The 18749-nt window shown below is 35.6% G+C and carries 21 protein-coding genes; 11 read left to right on the forward strand and 10 right to left on the reverse strand.

Annotated features, from left to right (window positions below; all coding sequences use genetic code 11):
- Positions 1-159 precede the first annotated feature (159 nt).
- The gene (locus B9T31_RS10010) at positions 160-1092 is read left to right on the forward strand and encodes a tRNA dihydrouridine synthase (RefSeq protein ID WP_213033232.1); all 933 of its coding nucleotides are present in this window, start codon (positions 160-162) and stop codon (positions 1090-1092) included.
- A 53-nt stretch (positions 1093-1145) separates the two neighbouring features.
- Here the strand turns inward: B9T31_RS10010 and B9T31_RS10015 are convergent, their stop codons facing one another.
- From B9T31_RS10015 to B9T31_RS10030, 4 genes are all read right to left on the reverse strand, one after another.
- Positions 1146-1607 carry a DUF1289 domain-containing protein gene (locus B9T31_RS10015; RefSeq protein WP_086181819.1) on the reverse strand — a complete coding sequence of 154 codons (462 nt, stop codon included), beginning with the start codon at positions 1605-1607 and terminating at the stop codon, positions 1146-1148.
- 158 nt (positions 1608-1765) lie between these two features.
- A complete protein-coding gene (locus B9T31_RS10020) occupies positions 1766-2380 on the reverse strand; it encodes a LysE family translocator (protein ID WP_086181820.1) in 615 nt (204 codons plus the stop codon).
- Between the two features lie 33 nt (positions 2381-2413).
- Positions 2414-3298 (reverse strand): DMT family transporter, encoded by an 885-nt coding sequence (locus B9T31_RS10025; protein ID WP_086181821.1) that lies wholly within the window; start codon positions 3296-3298, stop codon positions 2414-2416.
- A 46-nt stretch (positions 3299-3344) separates the two neighbouring features.
- Complete coding sequence (locus tag B9T31_RS10030) at positions 3345-3935, reverse strand: TetR/AcrR family transcriptional regulator (RefSeq protein ID WP_086181822.1); 591 nt, start codon at positions 3933-3935, stop codon at positions 3345-3347.
- 245 nt (positions 3936-4180) lie between these two features.
- Between B9T31_RS10030 and B9T31_RS10035 the strand changes: the two genes are divergently transcribed.
- From B9T31_RS10035 to B9T31_RS10050, 4 genes are all read left to right on the forward strand, one after another.
- A complete protein-coding gene (locus tag B9T31_RS10035) occupies positions 4181-5113 on the forward strand; it encodes a rhodanese-related sulfurtransferase (RefSeq protein ID WP_086181823.1) in 933 nt (310 codons plus the stop codon).
- A gap of 170 nt (positions 5114-5283) precedes the next feature.
- Entirely contained in the window at positions 5284-5595 is a 312-nt protein-coding gene (locus B9T31_RS10040; RefSeq protein ID WP_086181824.1) for a hypothetical protein, read from the forward strand.
- 70 nt (positions 5596-5665) lie between these two features.
- Complete coding sequence (locus tag B9T31_RS10045) at positions 5666-6271, forward strand: DedA family protein (protein ID WP_086181825.1); 606 nt, start codon at positions 5666-5668, stop codon at positions 6269-6271.
- A gap of 29 nt (positions 6272-6300) precedes the next feature.
- Positions 6301-6720, forward strand: a complete 420-nt coding sequence (locus B9T31_RS10050) for an ABZJ_00895 family protein (RefSeq protein ID WP_086181826.1) — start codon at positions 6301-6303, stop codon at positions 6718-6720.
- A gap of 33 nt (positions 6721-6753) precedes the next feature.
- Here B9T31_RS10050 and B9T31_RS10055 read toward each other — a convergent pair whose 3' ends face one another.
- On the reverse strand, positions 6754-7278 hold the full coding sequence (locus tag B9T31_RS10055) for a YecA family protein (RefSeq protein WP_086181827.1): 525 nt from the start codon (positions 7276-7278) through the stop codon (positions 6754-6756).
- A gap of 66 nt (positions 7279-7344) precedes the next feature.
- Entirely contained in the window at positions 7345-7548 is a 204-nt protein-coding gene (locus B9T31_RS10060; RefSeq protein WP_086181828.1) for a PA3496 family putative envelope integrity protein, read from the reverse strand.
- A gap of 394 nt (positions 7549-7942) precedes the next feature.
- Between B9T31_RS10060 and rpoD the strand changes: the two genes are divergently transcribed.
- The 6 genes from rpoD to B9T31_RS10090 all read left to right on the forward strand — a co-directional run bounded on the left by rpoD (position 7943) and on the right by B9T31_RS10090 (position 14656).
- On the forward strand, positions 7943-9829 hold the full coding sequence (rpoD, locus tag B9T31_RS10065) for an RNA polymerase sigma factor RpoD (protein WP_086181829.1): 1887 nt from the start codon (positions 7943-7945) through the stop codon (positions 9827-9829).
- A gap of 115 nt (positions 9830-9944) precedes the next feature.
- On the forward strand, positions 9945-10232 hold the full coding sequence (locus B9T31_RS10070; protein ID WP_086181830.1) for a YbeD family protein: 288 nt from the start codon (positions 9945-9947) through the stop codon (positions 10230-10232).
- Positions 10233-10486: 254 nt separating this feature from the next.
- Complete coding sequence (gene lipB, locus B9T31_RS10075; RefSeq protein WP_086181831.1) at positions 10487-11143, forward strand: lipoyl(octanoyl) transferase LipB; 657 nt, start codon at positions 10487-10489, stop codon at positions 11141-11143.
- A gap of 83 nt (positions 11144-11226) precedes the next feature.
- Positions 11227-11760, forward strand: coding sequence for a hypothetical protein (locus B9T31_RS10080; RefSeq protein WP_086181832.1), 534 nt, complete (start codon positions 11227-11229; stop codon positions 11758-11760).
- Position 11761: 1 nt separating this feature from the next.
- Entirely contained in the window at positions 11762-12946 is a 1185-nt protein-coding gene (locus B9T31_RS10085; protein WP_086181833.1) for an iron-containing alcohol dehydrogenase, read from the forward strand.
- Between the two features lie 267 nt (positions 12947-13213).
- Positions 13214-14656, forward strand: a complete 1443-nt coding sequence (locus B9T31_RS10090) for an APC family permease (protein WP_086181834.1) — start codon at positions 13214-13216, stop codon at positions 14654-14656.
- 52 nt (positions 14657-14708) lie between these two features.
- Here the strand turns inward: B9T31_RS10090 and B9T31_RS10095 are convergent, their stop codons facing one another.
- The 4 genes from B9T31_RS10095 to serS form a co-directional block, all read right to left on the reverse strand.
- Positions 14709-15170 carry a hypothetical protein gene (locus tag B9T31_RS10095; protein ID WP_139840915.1) on the reverse strand — a complete coding sequence of 154 codons (462 nt, stop codon included), beginning with the start codon at positions 15168-15170 and terminating at the stop codon, positions 14709-14711.
- Positions 15171-15405: 235 nt separating this feature from the next.
- A complete protein-coding gene (locus tag B9T31_RS10100; RefSeq protein ID WP_086181836.1) occupies positions 15406-15885 on the reverse strand; it encodes a tRNA (cytidine(34)-2'-O)-methyltransferase in 480 nt (159 codons plus the stop codon).
- 39 nt (positions 15886-15924) lie between these two features.
- Complete coding sequence (gene cysG, locus B9T31_RS10105; protein WP_086181837.1) at positions 15925-17301, reverse strand: siroheme synthase CysG; 1377 nt, start codon at positions 17299-17301, stop codon at positions 15925-15927.
- 61 nt (positions 17302-17362) lie between these two features.
- Positions 17363-18634, reverse strand: coding sequence for a serine--tRNA ligase (gene serS, locus B9T31_RS10110; protein WP_086181838.1), 1272 nt, complete (start codon positions 18632-18634; stop codon positions 17363-17365).
- Positions 18635-18749 lie beyond the last annotated feature (115 nt).

Genomic DNA, 18749 nt, shown 5'->3' on the forward strand with positions numbered 1-18749 from the left:
AATTTCATCTCATGTTCAATTGCAGATTGACTTCGATAGAAGTGATCTGCAATACCTTATAACATGATCCTTTCTTTCTCACTTTTTAGCTCACTTATCACTAGACAGCTTTTGACTATTTGCGTATAACACCGTTTTCATTGTTCAAGGATTAATACGTTGAAACTTGTGCTTGCACCCATGGAAGGTTTAACAGATCCAATTATGCGAGATGTACTGACATCTGTCGGAAACTATGACTGGTGTGTAACTGAGTTTATTCGTGTGACCGATTCCGTACTGCCAGATCATATCTATCATACCTATTGCCCTGAACTTAAAAATCATGGGAAAACGGCGGCTGGAACACCTGTACATGTTCAGTTCTTAGGAAATAATCCTGAAATGTTAGCAGCAAATGCAATTCGTGCCGTTGAGCTTGGTGCACCAGCCATAGACATGAATTTTGGTTGTCCTGCCAAAACTGTGAATCGTCATCGTGGTGGATCGGTATTACTTGATGAACCCAATGTCGTGTATGAATTGGTCAAAGCGGTCAGAGATGCTGTCCCCTCTCATATTCCTGTTTCTGCCAAAATGCGTTTGGGATACATGGATCGTAACTTTACATTAGACAATGCACATGCCATTGAAGATGCAGGTGCAAGCTGGCTTACAGTGCATGCACGTACCAAAGCTGAAGGCTATACACCTCCTGCATTTTGGGATCAACTCCAACCCATTCATGAAGCATTGAATATTAATGTTATTGCAAATGGCGAAATTTGGACCAATACAGATGCAAAACAATGTCAGCTGGAATCTGGTTGTCAAGACTTAATGATTGGTCGTGGTGCTGTTACAACACCTGATCTAACATTATGTATCCGACAAAATACAGATCAAGCAATTTTAAATTGGACAGACTTAATTGAACTGCAAATTAAATTTCTAAATGGTTCATATAAAAAAGAAATGAATATGGTTGGTCGTTATAAACAGTGGTTAGGAATGATGTCTAAGCATTATCCAGAAGCTAAATTATTATGGGATGACGTTAAACGTATTAAACCTCTAGAAGATATTATTGATAAATTAAAATCAACAGCTTAAATAAGCTACGACTCAGAAGAATAGAAACTTTTCTATTCTTCTATAAAATGAATTTATCGCAGATTCATATAATCTGCACGTAAAAAAGCTAAATCATAACTTGCAGTCGCCAAAGCCAAGACACGACGCTCAAATTCTTGCCACAAGGGCTTGACATGCTCAGCTTGAATTCCTAAACCACTTTCACTCGCAAAATATTTATTTTTTTCACAAAGTTTTAAGGCATGATAGAGTTTACGACCATTGCTTGCATCTGTATGTAGACGTACACGTTTAGACAATACAAAACTTTCTGCAAGTACAACATTTGCAAATGGCAGCATTGGAACTAAAATTTGATCTAACTGAGCATCTAGTCGTTTCCAAACCGTATGTTGCTGCTCTAAGGTAAATGTATTCCAACGAATGACTTCGTGATTAAAACGTCGGCATCCACGACAAACAGAATCACCAAACACAGTAGAACAACGACCTGCACAAGGTGTTAAAGATGGAATTCGACGATGATCACTCAAAATAATGCTCTTATTCTTTAAACTAAAACACACTATATAGTATAGTGCATATCACTATAATACCATATGTAGTATCTCAAATAAAAACCCCTCAATAGTATAGAAAACACTCAACATTCAATCAATTTTAAAATCATTTGATTTAATTCGTATCTCTATTAGGGCAATATGGATATTAAAATATTTAAGCCAAATAAACTAAAAATTAAACCAACAATTTTATTAATTGAATGAACATACTGGCTATATAACTGAATAAATCGAGCTTGAGATAATAGTATTACGACAAATGAATACCAAATACCAGAAATCATCACAACACTGAGTAAGACTAAAACAATGAAAATATAGTTGAAATGTGAAATATTAATTCCTGCAAAAATACTGGTAATAAAAATCAGTGTTTTAGGATTTGTGATATTGATGGTAAATCCTTGTAAAAAAATATTCTTAGTCTTGTTTTCAACTTCATCATACTGCATCTGTCCTTTTTGCTGTCCAAAAATATTTTTCAAACCCAAATAAAGCAGATAAAACCCACCTAATAATTGAATACATAAATAAAATATAGGGTAGTTAAGGAAAACCTGATGCATGCCAATAAAACAAGCTAAGAACCAGAATAGCGTTGCAATAATAATTCCTAATATAGCTAAAAATGCTTTTTTCTTTTGCCCTGCCGTCGCTAAACTCATCGTCAAAATAAAATTCGGTCCAGGCGTGATTACAGCTAAAGACCAAATCACCATAATTTTAAGTAGAATTTCAGACATAAATATAGATCAATACTTTAATTAAATAATGCTTTAAGACAGATCAGAAACTGATTTATCTATTTTGTTTAATGGTTTTTTATAAACTAAATAAACGCCCAGCAATATGGCACTTATTCCAAGTAGATCTAAAGAACCAAGCTCAACTCTAAAAATAATGAAATCTAAAATTAGGGTAACCAACGGAACCAAATAGAATAAACTGGTTACATTCACCAAATTCCCAGACTGCAATAATTTATAAAAAATCAATTGTGCTAAAACAGAAACTATAATTCCAAGCCAGAAAACAGGTAACCAAAAATTCCAACTGACGTCAAAATTAAATGTTTGGAATGGGATAATCACTGCAAATATAACCAAAGCGACGGCATATTGTAGAGGTAATACTTGCCATGGTTTATCTTTAATATTTTTTTGTAAAATGGCACCTAATGTAATACTTCCCAAACAAAGTAATGCACAAATCGTTGCCCACAGTGATAATTTATTAACAAAAATACTATTATAAACTAAACAAATAATTCCTATAAAGCTTAATACGAGTCCGATTAATTTCAGCTTAGAAAAGCTTTTCTCTGTGATAAAGAATGATAAAATCGGCTGTAATGCTAAAATTGTTGCCAATAAACCAGGTGAAATACCATAATCTAAAGATAAAAAATAAAATAAAGTATAGCCTGCAATCAGAAATAACCCTGTAAAAACAATATATTTCCATGATGTTTGATTTGGATAGTACGGCAATTTATTTTTCACGCAATAAATTAGAATAACTACAGTCGCAATTAAAAATCGAAAGAATAAAAATGCAATGACGCTGCCATAATGTAACCCCCATTTGGTAAAAATAGCAGCACTTCCCCATAATGTAACAAATACGCCAATATTTATTACATTCTCAAATTTCAGGCTCATGAAAATTACCTTATCAATACTTTAAAACGATTGGAATTACAAAAGATTAGATCTTAATATTTTGCTGTCGTGGCGTTTGCAAAATATTTTCAGCCATTTTTCGCGCCATGATCAGCTTATCACTTGAGCTTTCTAGACCTGCTCGAGCAATAGAACCTTCTAAAAGAAATGAAAGCAAACTGGCAATATATTGAACTTGTTGCGTATCTTGAAAAATCATCTTTAAATGTACAGTTAAAATATCTTCAACTTCATCTTTATGAAGTTTGACTGCCATACGTTCTGGACTATTTGAAGCAAACTCAGCAGCAGCATTTAATAAACCACAGCCTCGGAATCCATTTTCATACGCATCTTCCGCATGATCACGATAGGCATCAAAAACCGCTAAAATGCCTTCTTGTGGTGAGGTTGCTTGTTGCAAGCGTTTTTCATATAACGCTAACCATTCAGCATGTCGTGCTTCGATATAAGCCGTAATTAAATCGGCTTTTGATGGAAAATTATTATAAAGCGACATCTTTGCAACTGCCGCTTTATCCGTAATCATATTAATTCCCGTTTGATTAATTCCTTGATTATAAAAAAGCGTACTCGCTGCTTCTAAAATCTTTTCTTTCGCTGTTTTTGTATTCATCACAATATCTGGGTAGACTGGTATATATAATAATACATTAAAATACAACTAAAACAATATGCAAATAAAACTCTAAAAATGAATTCATCATTAAAAATATAATATATTGATATATATAATATTTATTTAAATTCTCTCAATTAAATATTCATCCAATAGACTCACCACGTACTTTCTCGCAAATTTTAATCATTCAGGTTAGAATATGCGCCTTATTTTTTCCTTTTTACGTATTGGAGTTTTCCATGAACGCTACTGTAGAACAGCTTGCACCTGTAGAACAGCAAGCGACGGCTAGTTGGGTTGTTGCAGCACTTTATCAATTCAAAGAAGTTCAAGATCCTGCAGATCTTCAGCAACGTCTTTTAGATTTAGTCAAAACAATTAAACTATGTGGAACACTCATCGTAGCGAATGAAGGAATTAATGGCACGGTTGCTGGTGATCAAGCTGCAATTGATACGATTCATCAATTCCTTCTTAATGAGGGCTTTCAGACAATGGAATATAAAGAGTCCTTCAGCGCTGAAAAACCATTTCGTAAAATGAAAATTAAATTAAAAAAAGAAATAGTTACTCTAGGGGTTGATGTTAAACCACGTGATCTTGTCGGTCATTATCTTGACCCTAAAGAATGGAATGAGCTGATTGCTCGTGATGATGTTATTTTAATTGATACACGTAATGACTACGAATATGAAGCAGGTACATTTAAAGGTGCCATTGACCCAAAAACAGAAACCTTCCGTGAGTTTCCTGAATATGTGAAAAAAGAACTCGAACAGCATAAAGATAAAAAAATTGCGATGTTCTGTACAGGTGGTATTCGTTGTGAAAAGTCAACCTCTCTTTTACTTCAAGAAGGTTTTAATGAGGTCTACCATCTTAAAGGCGGAATTCTAAAATATCTTGAAGAAACGCCTGTAGAAGAAAGCTTATGGGAAGGTGAATGCTTCGTATTTGATGGACGTACTGCGGTTACACATGGGATGGAAGAAGGTCAAAATACAAAATGTCATGCATGTGGCTGGCCGCTTCTTCCCGAAGATATTTTATTATCTAGCTATGAACATGGTGTGTCATGTAAATATTGTGTTGATAAAACAACTGTCAAACAAAAAGAAGGCTTCCGTATGCGTCAATCACAAATTGTCGCGGCAAAACGTAAACGTCTTTAATATCTAGTATAAAAAGATACATAAACCCTCAATAGAGGGTTTTTTATTTACTTAATAAAAACTTAAATCATAACGAATATACACCAAGCTGTATTACAACAGAGTTTAGAAAAATTTAAAATTTGAGATAATTATTTTACCACCCATCCTAAGAAAAATAGGTGAAGATCATGCAAAAACCGAGCATTCAGCTATATAAAAAGAATATTGCTCATCACAACAAAGGGAGAGGTATGCCAATAGCATCAAAAAGTCACCATCAAATTAAAGTAAAAGATGAGAATTATGATTTCCATATTTTTATTGCAATACTTGGTGCAGTTATTGGAGGAATAATCGCCTTATTCATTGTTTATTTACTCCGCTTCAATATTTTGAGCTATACCTCTTTTGTGATTATCCCCATAAGCGTCGCTTTATTATTACGAAAAATTTATCTTCGAACGTTAGTCAATATTGGGAATCAAGCAGATAAAGAATAAAATACCAATTTAATAAAAAACTAATTACTTTTTATTTCATATTTTAAATACCTAAAAAGACTGAAACCGTATGAATATACAAAACTGGGTTCTCTTCATTATGGAGCAATTAGGATATATTGGAATTGCTTTTTTAATGTTTCTAGACAATATATTTCCTCCTATTCCCTCTGAAATTATTATGCCTTCAGCGGGTTATTCTGCATCACGAGGTCAACTTATTTTAATTGGTGTAATTATCGCGGGTAGCATAGGTTCATTGGTTGCTGCTTCAGTTTTATATTGGCTTGGTTATAAGGTGAAACAAGATCGTATGTTTCGATTTATAGACAATTATGGTCAATATGTTTTTCTTAAAACTGATGATGTAAAAAAATCTTTAGCTTGGTTTGAACAATATGGTTATAGAATCGTCTTCTTTGGACGAATGATTCCCGCAATGCGTTCTATTATTAGCATACCTGCGGGTATGAACCGAATGCCATACGGAAAATTTATGTTTTTTAGTAGCATTGGCACTATAATTTGGACCACTTTTTTAGCCTGTATTGGTTATTATTTTGGTGAAAATCAAATATTCATGCAACATATTTTCAGACAAGCCAGTAATATCATTATTGCAATTTTACTTGTAGTTTTATTATTTATTCTATACCGTAAATATCAACAAAAATGAGTAATTAAGTCGTTTACTGGAATATATTTATGCAAAAATATCTTAAAAAATTTGCACTATTTTATAGCATATCATTGATTATTATTTGCTTAATTCTTATCTTCATGATTCCCCTAACATCGCTTACCTTCATCGCTATTCTGATTTTTTCAGCTTTTTTTTCAGCATCTCAATTTGTTAAAGCTGAGCATCGCCTACCAACAAAAGAAGAAAAACATCTATTGGTCTGGGGAAATAGCGCAATCGCAATTATCATCGAATGTTTTCTTGCATTTTTTCTTGTTATTATTAACCCAAATGCCGAGCAAATACTCCAAGCTGCTGAAAAAATAGGAATCTTTGGTTATGCTGCAATTATGTTATTTTTAGTTGCAGTACATGCTGCTATATTTTTTATTGCTTATGGCTGGATTGCAACATTTTCTTTAAAGCGTATTAATAAAGCTTAAGATGAAAAAAGCACCGATTACGGTGCTTTTTATTTAATTTGGTGTGTGATACATCAAATAAAGTTCATTCAAATTATCTGGTATTTCTTCAGCGAGCTCATCCATCAATTGACCATTACGACGGAACGTTTCCATCTGAGAATCTTCTTCATCTACACCACTAAATACCATGATTGGTAGTGTTAAATCTACAAGCTGTTCTTCAAACTCTGGTGTAAACCAAGCATCTTCATTGAGGAACATTGCATCAACAAAACCAACACTCCAATCACCTAAGCTAGACTCAACATCTGCTTCTTCAATTTCAAAAGGAAACTCAATTCCTTCTTCATTGGCTAAATTTTGACGAATTGCATCTAACCAAGTATTAATTTGGGCAATTATTTCTGTTGGTATTTTTTTCTGATTTCCATCAAACAGTTCACTTAACCATTTATCGAATTTCGGCCCAACCGCAATTGCACATAAAAAACCATGAGTCGCTGCAAAATCTAGACCGAACTCGTTTTGGTCACCATCTAGATATTCACTTAACTGGTCTAAATCTAAAGCACTCATTTAAAATCCAAATTCAGATACTAAAATACAAGCTTAACATTATGCCATGTTTTATGAACTTTTTAGTTAATCTTCGTCATCAAAGTCATCATCATCGAAATCATAATCAAAATCTTTGAGTTCACGCTCCAAACGACGTTGTGCTAATAAATCATCAATTAGGCGACGTTTTTCTAATGATTCTTTCGCACTAATTTTACTTGATGCTTCATCAAAACTTGCATCATCATCACCGTAGTTATCATCTAGTTCAAAATCTGTCGAAGACACTAAAACTACCTCAGAGTGAAAAAATTATATGGTCTACGGCGTATTTATATAGGATTTAAAAGAATGTCAAGTTTTTTTCCTAAAATTCCATGTTATTTTCATTTTTTCACAATTCTCACTAACTTTTTATGAAATAAATACACATAAAAGATAGATTTAATTTATGATAAAATATTAAAATAATGATGTGATGAAAGCGACCATTTTTACAAGAGTAATTATTCATCAACTTGAATTTATCAACTTCAACCCCATATCCAATTTTAGTTGCAGATTCAGATCATTTTATTATTTTCAGGTTTGACCGATCAATTTAGAAGCTATTTTATTATCATAAATTGTGCTATCATGCACGGTTTTTCACTGCCACAGATTCAACGAAGAGTAAGCAAAGATGAGCGATATGACTTCCCCTACTTCTCAAGTAGCGGCTCTGATTAGCCGAGGCAAAGAGCAAGGTTACTTAACTTACGCTGAGGTTAACGATCATCTCCCAGACTCGATCACAGAAAGCGAACAAATTGAAGATATTATTCAAATGCTTCAAGACGTTGGTATTCCTGTGCACGAACGTGCGCCTGAATCTGATGATACAATGTTCGAAGATACAGCAGAAGCTGCTGATGAAGTTGCAGAAGAAGAAGCAGCAGCAGTACTTGCATCTGTAGAAAATGAACCAGGTCGTACAACCGACCCAGTCCGTATGTATATGCGTGAAATGGGAACAGTTGAATTGTTAACTCGCGAAGGCGAAATTAGTATAGCAAAACGTATTGAAGAAGGTATCCGTGATGTTCTTCATTCTATTGCATACTGGCCGAATGCAGTTGAAGTTGTATTAGCAGAATATAATGATTATGAAACAGGTGAGCGTCGCCTCGCCGATATCCTTTCAGGTTATCTCGATCCTGAAAGTGATGAAGAAATTCCAGAAGTTCTAGAAGATGAAGCTGAACTTGAGACAGAAGAGACTTCTTCAAATAAACCCACTAAAGACGTTAAATTAGACGATGATGATGAGGAAGAAGAAGCTGAAAGTGATGATGATTCTGAAGGCGAATCTGGCCCAGATCCTGAAATTGCAAAAATGCGTTTTACTGAACTAGCAACTGCATGGGAAAATACCAAAGCTGTATTAGCTAAAAATTCACGTAGCAGCAAAGAAGCTGAAGAAGCACTTGAGAGCTTAGCAAGTGTATTTATGATGTTTAAATTTACACCGCGTTTATTTGACATTATTTCAGAAATGATTCGCGGTACACACGAACAAATTCGCCTCTCTGAACGCGAAGTTATGCGTTACGCTGTTCGTCGTGGTCGTATGGATCGTACTCAATTCCGTACCTCTTTCCCAGGACAAGAATCTAACCCTGCATGGTTAGAAGAACAAATTTCAAAAACACCTGCAGATATGCGCGGGTATTTAGAAAAAGTACGTCCAGATGTGCTTGCTTTCCAACAAAAAATTGCTGATATTGAAAATGACTTGAGCCTGAGCGTTAAAGAAATTAAAGAAATTTCTAAACGCATGGCAGTTGGTGAAGCGAAAGCTCGTCGCGCTAAAAAAGAAATGGTTGAAGCTAACTTACGTTTAGTGATTTCAATTGCGAAAAAATACACCAATCGTGGTTTACAGTTCCTTGATTTAATTCAAGAAGGTAATATTGGCTTAATGAAAGCCGTAGATAAGTTTGAGTATCGTCGTGGATACAAGTTCTCAACTTATGCAACATGGTGGATTCGTCAGGCTATTACACGTTCAATTGCAGACCAAGCACGTACGATTCGTATTCCAGTCCATATGATCGAAACCATTAACAAAATCAACCGTGTATCTCGTCAACTTCTGCAAGAAATGGGACGTGAGCCAACACCTGAAGAATTAGGTGAACGCTTAGAGATGGATGAAGTTAAAGTTCGTAAAGTATTAAAAATTGCCAAAGAACCAATTTCTATGGAAACACCTATTGGTGATGATGAAGATTCACATCTTGGTGATTTCATTGAAGATGGCAATATCACCTCGCCAATTGATGCTGCAACCTCTGAAGGCTTAAAAGAAGCGACACGCGAAGTTCTTGAGAACTTAACAGAACGTGAAGCAAAAGTTCTAAAAATGCGCTTTGGTATTGATATGCCAACAGACCATACATTAGAAGAAGTTGGTAAGCAATTTGATGTAACACGTGAACGTATTCGTCAAATTGAAGCGAAAGCTTTACGCAAGCTTCGTCACCCTTCACGCTCTGAACATTTACGTTCATTCTTAGAAAATGACTAATCCAACATCATCTTCAATGGAAACTTGAATTTTTAACTAAAGTCTCCATTTAATTTCTAAGATAGACATTAACGCCTGCCTCTCAGCAGGCGTTTTGACGATATAAGGATTGCCAATGACTGACCGTACTCCATCTCGTGAATTACAAGAACATTTATGGGTATTCCCTATGGATTATCCAATCAAGTTAATTGGTCTTGCTGGTGATGATTTACATAATGCTGTAGCTAAAATTTTTATTAAACATTTCCCTGATTTTAAAGCAGACAGTATGACGATTACGCCATCAAAAACAGGAAAATATCACTCCATTACAGCTCAACTTCGATTTGATGAACTTGAACAAGTTCATGCCGTTTATGCTGACTTAGCGGCATGCCCATTAATTAAAACTGCACTATAGTCAGGAATGATCTGATTAAAAAAACACGCATTAATGCGTGTTTTTTATTTCATCTCTTATTTATAATTAATTTAAAACGATCAAATATATCTCAATTATTTAGATTACTGACCTATTTAGCCTATATCATATGCTAACTCGAACTGATATCCATTTATTCGGCTCAAAAGTCAGCAAAAATTAAATTTAACCCTCCAATCAGAACAATAATTGACTATAATTAAATGAATAGGCTTTTTTAAGGTAGATTTTCGTTGAGTACGGACTTAAAACCCAAATTAAATATTCGTGTTTACCAAAATCTAACTTCTTACGAAAGTCGCTTTCAAGAAATGAAACATTTGACTGCTGAACGTGATGAAACTTCAGATGATGAGCTTTGGATTTTGCAACATCATGATGTTTTGACTCAAGGACAAGCAGGAAAACCAGAACATATTTTAATTCCCTCTACCATCCCAATTGTACAAAGTGATCGTGGTGGACAAGTCACATGGCACGGCCCTGGTCAACTTGTTATCTACTTTATGTTTGATCTCAATCGTTTAGGATGGAATGTTCGAACTTTAGTTTCTTATGCTGAAAACTTAATGATCACTTTGTTAAAACGCTATCATATTAATGCTTACGCAAAACCTGATGCACCTGGTGTTTATGTCAATGAGCAAAAAATTGGTTCGCTCGGTTTTAAAATTCGTAAAGGACGCAGCTATCATGGCTTAGCATTAAATGTCGATTGTGACTTATCTGGTTTCCAGACGATTAATCCATGTGGTTACGCAGGCTTAGAAATGGTACGTATAATGGATTTAATCTCCGATTATCCTAAATTTAATGATTTAAGTATTGATGTGATTGAGTCCCTAAAAGAGAGTGAGTACTTTAGTGATATTACTGTGCTTCAATATTGAGTAATGCCTTTACTTCGCACACAAAAACAAATAGAGTATTTACTCTAAAAATAAGATTACTTCCCAACTAAAAGGATGGATGTGTGATTTCAACTAAATCCGTAAAACCTGCATTACAACTTGCATACGTCAAACTCATGATGGATATTATTGGCCGCGGCTTAGTGATGGCAAGCCAAGTTGATGATGAAATAAAAAAAGAAATTGCAAAATTCCCAACAAATTTCATACTTTCAATGAATGTTTTTCCTAAAGGTCCAGCCTTCATTGCTCAAGTGACTGAAAATCACCAATTAAAATTACTGTCCACAACAGCGAAAAAACCTGATTTAACTATTACATTTAAGCATTTACACCATGCTTTTTTGGTTTTTTCTTTTCAGGAAAGTACCGCTCAAGCATTTGCAAATGATCGTATGATTGCAGATGGAGATCTATCTTATGCAATTCGCCTCGTTCGATGTTTAAATAAAATGGAATCTCTCATTTTGCCTAAACTGGTTGCAGAACTTGCCGTAAAAGAATATCCACCACAGTTAACTTTAAAAGAAAAGCTGTTCGGTGCATCTAATATCTATTTTAAAATTGCACAATCATATTTCAAAGGGAATGTATAACATGTCAAAGCCATATTATGAGTTTTTTTGTCCTGTAAAAATCATTGCTGGTCACGCTGCCTTAGAACACATTCCTTTTGAACTTGCGACATTAGGCGCAAAGCGCCCTATGATTATTACCGATAAAGGTGTTCGAACCAATCACCTTTTGGCTCCGATTGAAGCTGCATTTGAATCTACAGAAACTGTGATTGGTTATATTTTTGATGACGTTCCACCAGACTCAAGCTTAGAGACAGTTCGTAAAGCTGCCCAACTTTATAAAGAAAATAATTGTGATGCAATTATTGCTGTGGGAGGTGGTTCAGTTATTGATACCTCTAAAGCAACCAATATTCTGGTCACTGAAGGTGGTGATGACTTGCTCAAATATTCAGGGGCACATAACCTCCCTCAAGCACTCCAACCATTTTTTGTTATTCCAACAACATCTGGCACAGGTTCAGAAGTAACCATGGTTGCTGTCGTTTCAGATCCAGAAAAAAACGTTAAAATGGCATTTGCTTCTTATTATCTAATGCCTCATGCTGCTATTCTTGATCCACGTATGACGCAAACACTGCCACCACACTTAACTGCTATGACTGCTATGGATGCCATGACACATGCCATTGAAGCTTATTCATGCATGGCACATAATCCCATTTCTGATGCTTATGCCACAGCAGCCATTAAAAAAATTGCCGACAACCTATTTAATGTTCTCGACACCCCAACTGATGCCCATGGTCGTTTAGAGCTTGCACAAGCTTCGACAATGGCAGGAATTGCATTTTCTAACTCAATGGTTGGATTAGTTCACTCACTCGGACATGCGCTTGGTGCGGTTGCGCATCTACCTCATGGCTTATGCATGAACTTATTCCTGCCTTATGTACTTGAATATAATAAAGAAGAAAATGGCGATAAAATTGCTGAGTTATTACTGCCCTTAGCCGGTGCAGACATTTATGCGCAAACCCCAGCACATTTGCGCGCAGATAAAGCCATTTCAATGCTTTTAGCAATTCGCGATCGCCTGTTCGTACTTGCAAAATTACCGCGCACCTTACAGGAAACAGGAAAGGTTACAGAAGATCAGTTAGATGAAGTTGCCGAAAAAGCGCTAAATGATGGTTCTATTATATATAACCCAAAAGAAGCGACTTTGGATGATTTAAAAACTATCTTAAAAAAAGCTTGGTAATTTAAAAAAAATAAGCGAATATAGCCAAAATTCAAGCCTGATGTTTTTTTAAACATTGGGCTTTTATATTGTAGATGATGATGCGACTTCTCTTTCGATATGAGTGGCATAATTTCTGCTAAAAAATCTTGGAAGACTACTGACAAAAGTGTGCATTTAAGATAGATTGGCGCTCTTTTGTTTGAAAGCACAGGGGGGATCGTTCGTCTCAAACGATCCTATAGAAACATGACTGATCCTTGATCAACGATTAAGAGGATACCGCCGTTGACTAATATTTCTGGGACTCAATCGGCAGCTAAACTGCAAAAAACGCTAGGTCTCTGGCATATCATTATTATTGGTTTAGCTTATATTCAGCCTATGACACTGTTCGATACTTTCGGACTGGTTGCTGAAGAGAGTAATTCACATGTACCAACCTCTTATATTATTGCCTTAGTTGCAATATTATTTACCTCTATTAGCTATGGTCATATGATCCGTCGTTATCCATCGTCGGGTTCAGCATATACCTATGCTCAAAAATCTATTCACCCGAATGTTGGCTTTATGGTGGGGTGGTCATCACTGCTTGACTATCTGCTCTCTCCAATGGTGAATATTATTCTGGCTATTATTTACTTAGAAGCACTTTTTCCTTCTGTAAACCATTGGGTTTGGGTCATTGTTTTAACTGCCTTTATGACTGGGGTTAATTTACGAGGTGCTCGCTTCGTCGCAAACTTCAACAGTTGGATTGTATTTGTACAGCTTATTGTAATCTCAATATTTACAGGATTACTCTTCTACAAATTAAATGCAGGCTTTAATGCTGATGGTACATTAACTGCTGAAGCACCTCAATTATGGAGCTTAGAACCTTTTTGGAATTCTCTAACATCCGTAGGTGCTTTAATTACGGGTGCAACATTACTGTGCTTCTCGTTTACCGGTTTTGATTCACTGAGTTCGCTTGCAGAAGAAACAAAAGATACTGAAAAGACTTTACCACGTGCAATCTTTTTAACCGCCTTAATTGCAGGTGTTATCTTTATTATCAGCTCTTACTTTATGCAATTATATTTTCCAAATAATCCAGCCACATACTTTAAGGATATTGCAGCGACTCAGCCAGAAATACTTTTGGTTGGAAATGGATTATTTTCTCCATTTACGCTCCACATGTTCCAGTTATTTATTACCGTAACATTCCAATCACTTGTGCTTTCTTTTGCAATTGTGACCGTGATGGCTTCTGGTATTTCAGCACATGCTGGTGTCTCTCGCCTCATGTATGTAATGGGTCGCGATGGTGTAATTAATAAGAAAATTTTCGGACATATTAGCCCTAAAAGTTTCACACCATCATACAACATCATGATTGTTGGAGCAGTTGCTTTGACAGCTGGATTCATGGATTTAGATATTGTAATTTCCATGATTAGCTTCGGTGCTTTAACTGCATTTACATTTGTTAACTTATCGGTAATTTCACGATATGCCTTAAGAGATGGACGCACCAAAAGCTTTAAAGAAATCTTTAGTTTTGTGATTATTCCACTTTTAGGCTTCATTAGTATTTTTGCAATGTGGCTTGAAATTGAAGAGACCGCTTTAAAATATGGCTTATGGTGGGCAATGTTTGGAATCATGTACTTAGGTTATAAAACCAAAGGATTCAAACAACCTGCACCACAACACAATGAATTTGATGATACTCACCACTAATCATCAAGCATTTAAAAAGGCGCTTTATGCGCCTTTTTAATATTTTATCCATTTATTTAACAATGCAGTTAAAGCCCATTTTTGTTGGAATCGTATTATTTTTTATTCCTAGTTGTTGAATAAATACTTGACGATTTTCAATATTTTTCTGATCAGTATCACTAAGTGACTCTTGGTTTTGACGCAAGAGTAAATAGGTATCATTAATCACACTTTGGAAAATATTACATATTTGCACTCTTTTAGATTGTTTCAGCATTTTACCTTGCCAAGTCCATTCAAAATCATCACGTGTGAGACGGCTCCCCCATTCTTCAATACTGGCATTTAAGCGTAATTTCATTACTTCTAATTTTTGTTTCGTATCTTCTTGTGTTAAAGATGGAAATGCTTGCTCTACGCTAGATATCTCAGATTCAGTAGGTGCTGCATGAACCATACAAAAGCTAGATATTGAAAATAAAATAACAGCGAGACTACCTTCAATAGGCTTTAAAAGGTATTGTTTGACCATTAAAAATATACTCTCAGTTTTTAAAATTCTTTCCAGCATATTCTTACATAAAATAGATGATATTTAATACAAAATATTTATTTGAATACCTAATCGAAATACTGTGATTCAGCTGCATCATTTATACAAATAGATTTTTTATTTAAGCTTATCTTTATGATAGTACATCACATACTTATTTTACTAATTAAAAAAGGTTACCACATGATAACCTCATTTAATCAAATTCAAAATTTTAGATTAATGCTTTAAAGTTCTGTTGACGCCATGCTTCATATAGAATAATTGCCGTTGCATTAGACAAATTTAAACTACGAGAGGTTTCTGCCATTGGTAATCTAATCCAGTGTTGCTGCGGAAACATCAACCTCACATGCGCTGGTAACCCACGTGTTTCTGGTCCCATGAGTAGCGCAATTGATCGATTTAAATCTGATGTGTGTGGTGTTTCAACACCTTTGGTTGTCAATGGATAGATCGCATCCAAATCAACCCCCTGAGATTTTAGATTTGCAATACACTCATCCAAGTTTTCCCAAATTTTCATTCGAGCATACTCATGATAATCCAAACCAGCACGCTTAAGCTTTTTATCATCCAACTCGAAGCCTAAGGGCTTAACTAAATGTAACTGCGCACCTGTATTTGCACATAAACGGATAATGTTTCCCGTATTACTTGGAATTTCAGGTTCATACAATACAATATGTATCACAGTTGTTCTCTACTCTTTTCTTCAATATGAATAAGTGTTTTAATCTTGCCACTTCAATTGTTCGCGTAAAGTTACAACTTCACCAATAATTGTTAAAGTGGGTGCTTGTATCTGGCTATCTGCAACTTTAGTGACGATATCTGCCAAAGTTCCAATGACTACCTTTTGTTCAGGTGTTGTCCCTTTAGAAATTAATGCCACGGGCATATTAGATCTTTGACCATGCTCAATTAATTTTTGACAAATTTTTTCCAGTCCCATCAACCCCATATACAAAACTAAGGTTTGGTTTTCATACACCAGTTCATTCCATGGCAATTCTGGTGAGCCTTCTTTAAGGTGCCCCGTTAAAAATCGTACACTTTGCGCATAATCTCGATGAGTTAATGGAATTCCTGCATAAGCAGAACAGCCTGAAGCCGCTGTAATTCCTGGAACAACCTGAAAAGCTACATTGGCATCGAATAACTCTTGGATCTCTTCACCACCACGACCAAAAATAAACGGGTCTCCGCCTTTTAAGCGACAAACTCGCTTACCCTCTTGCGCATATTGAACCAACAAGGCATTGATACCTTCTTGTGGTACAGCATGATTTGATCTCGCCTTCCCAACATAAATTTTAGTTGCATCTCTACGGCACAATTCTAAAATAGGCGTAGACACTAATCGGTCATAAATCACAACATCTGCTTGTTGCATAAGCCGCAGGGCTTTTAAAGTTAATAACTCAGGATCACCTGGACCTGCTCCAACCAAATAAACCTCGCCTTTCGGAGTGTTCCATTCAACTAAAGCTTGTTCAATCAAAACATCTGCTTCACTGATTTGATGATTAAATACTTTTTCTTTCAAAGAGCTTTTATATAAATTTTCCCAGAAAATACGACGCTCATCTGGGTTTTGAATTACTTCTTTTACACGGTTTCGCCATTTTCCAGAAAATTCAGCGAGTGCTCCCATTCCATGCGGAATAATAGCTTCAAGCTGCGTTCTAATTTGTCGTGACAGAACTGGAGAAGTTCCATTACTTGCAATAGAAATAATCAAAGGGGATCGATCGACAATTGCTGGAACCATAAAACGGCAATGTGGCGGATCATCCACACTATTTACTAAAATATTTGCTGCTTCACATACTTCAAATACAAGCCGATTTATTTCTGCATGATCTGTTGCCGCAATTACCAATCGATAATGACGTAGTTCAGCAGTTGCTTTAAATTTTTCCTGAAAATACTGACCTTGACGCTGTTGGATCAATTTCAATAAATCAGCTTGAATTTCTGGTGCGATAACATCGATTATTGCACCAGCTTTTACTAAAAGTACTGCTTTACGATAAGCAATATGACCACCACCAACAATCAAACAGCGCTGTTGTTGCAACTTTAAAGAGATTGGAAAAATATCCACCAAATAACCTCAGAACTTAGCTGATTATTGAGCTGATCATTAGATAAAACATAGACTGACTTTAATCAATATACGCCACGCCACCCATATACGGGCGTAATACTTCTGGAATTTCAATCGAACCATCTGCACGCTGATAGTTTTCCATAACCGCAAGCAAAGTACGTCCAACCGCTAAACCAGAACCATTTAATGTATGAACAAATTCAGTTTTCTTTTGATCGGCACGATAGCGTGCTTTCATACGACGTGCTTGGAAATCTCCCATGCATGAACAAGATGAAATTTCACGATATGTATTTTGACTCGGTACCCAAACTTCAAGATCATAAGTTTTAATTGCACCAAAGCCCATATCCCCACCGCAAAGAACAATCTTACGATATGGTAGACCAAGTGCTTGCAAGATACCTTCAGCATGCCCTGTTAATTCTTCTAAGGCCTGCATAGATGTTTCTGGTTTAACAATTTGCACCATTTCAACTTTATCAAATTGATGCTGGCGAATTAAACCACGCGTATCACGACCATAAGAACCTGCTTCACTACGAAAACACGGTGTATGAGCTGCATATTTTAAGGGTAAACGCTCAGCATCAATAATTTCATCACGCACAAAGTTCGTTACAGGGACTTCTGCAGTTGGAATTAAATAAAGCTCTTTTTCACCTTGAAGTTTAAATAAATCTTCTTCAAACTTTGGAAGCTGCCCTGTACCACGCAATGAATCTGCATTCACTAAATAAGGTACATAAGCTTCTGTATAGCCATTTTGCTCAGTATGCGTATTGAGCATAAATTGCGTTAAGGCACGCTGTAAACGCGCTAATGGTCCTTTCAATACACTAAAACGTGTTCCAGTTAATTTTGTCGCTGTTTCAAACTCAAGCCCACCCATCATTTCGCCTAAATCGGTATGATCTTTAATTTCAAAATCAAATTGGCGAGGTGTTCCCCAAGTTAAAACTTCAACATTATCATCTTCATCTTTACCTTCCGGTACAGACTCATGTGGTAAATTTGGAATTGAAAGTGATTTTATTTCTATTTCAGCTTGTAATTCAGTAAGTTCGACTTCAGCAGCTTTAATTTCATCTGCAATTGCACCCATACGTGCCATAATTTCTGAAGCATCACCGCCTGCTTTTTTAATTTGGCCAACTTGCTTTGCACCAGCATTACGTTCAGCCTGTAAATTTTCAGTTTTGGACTGAATTTCTTTACGACGAGCTTCTAATGATGCCCATTCTTCTACATTAAGCTGGATTCCACGTTTAGAGAGCGCTAAATTAACAGTCTCAATATCATTTCTAAGTAATTTTGGGTCGATCATAGTCAATCTTATGTAAAGAAAAAAACTAACCGTAGTGTAAGCGCTTCACACTAAAAAATACAGTAAAAGCGCTTATACCAAGTCATATTCAAGAACGAAAATAATAAAAATATCT

Source organism: Acinetobacter sp. ANC 4558, assembly GCF_002135375.1.
In the GTDB taxonomy this organism is placed as follows: Bacteria; Pseudomonadota; Gammaproteobacteria; order Pseudomonadales; family Moraxellaceae; genus Acinetobacter.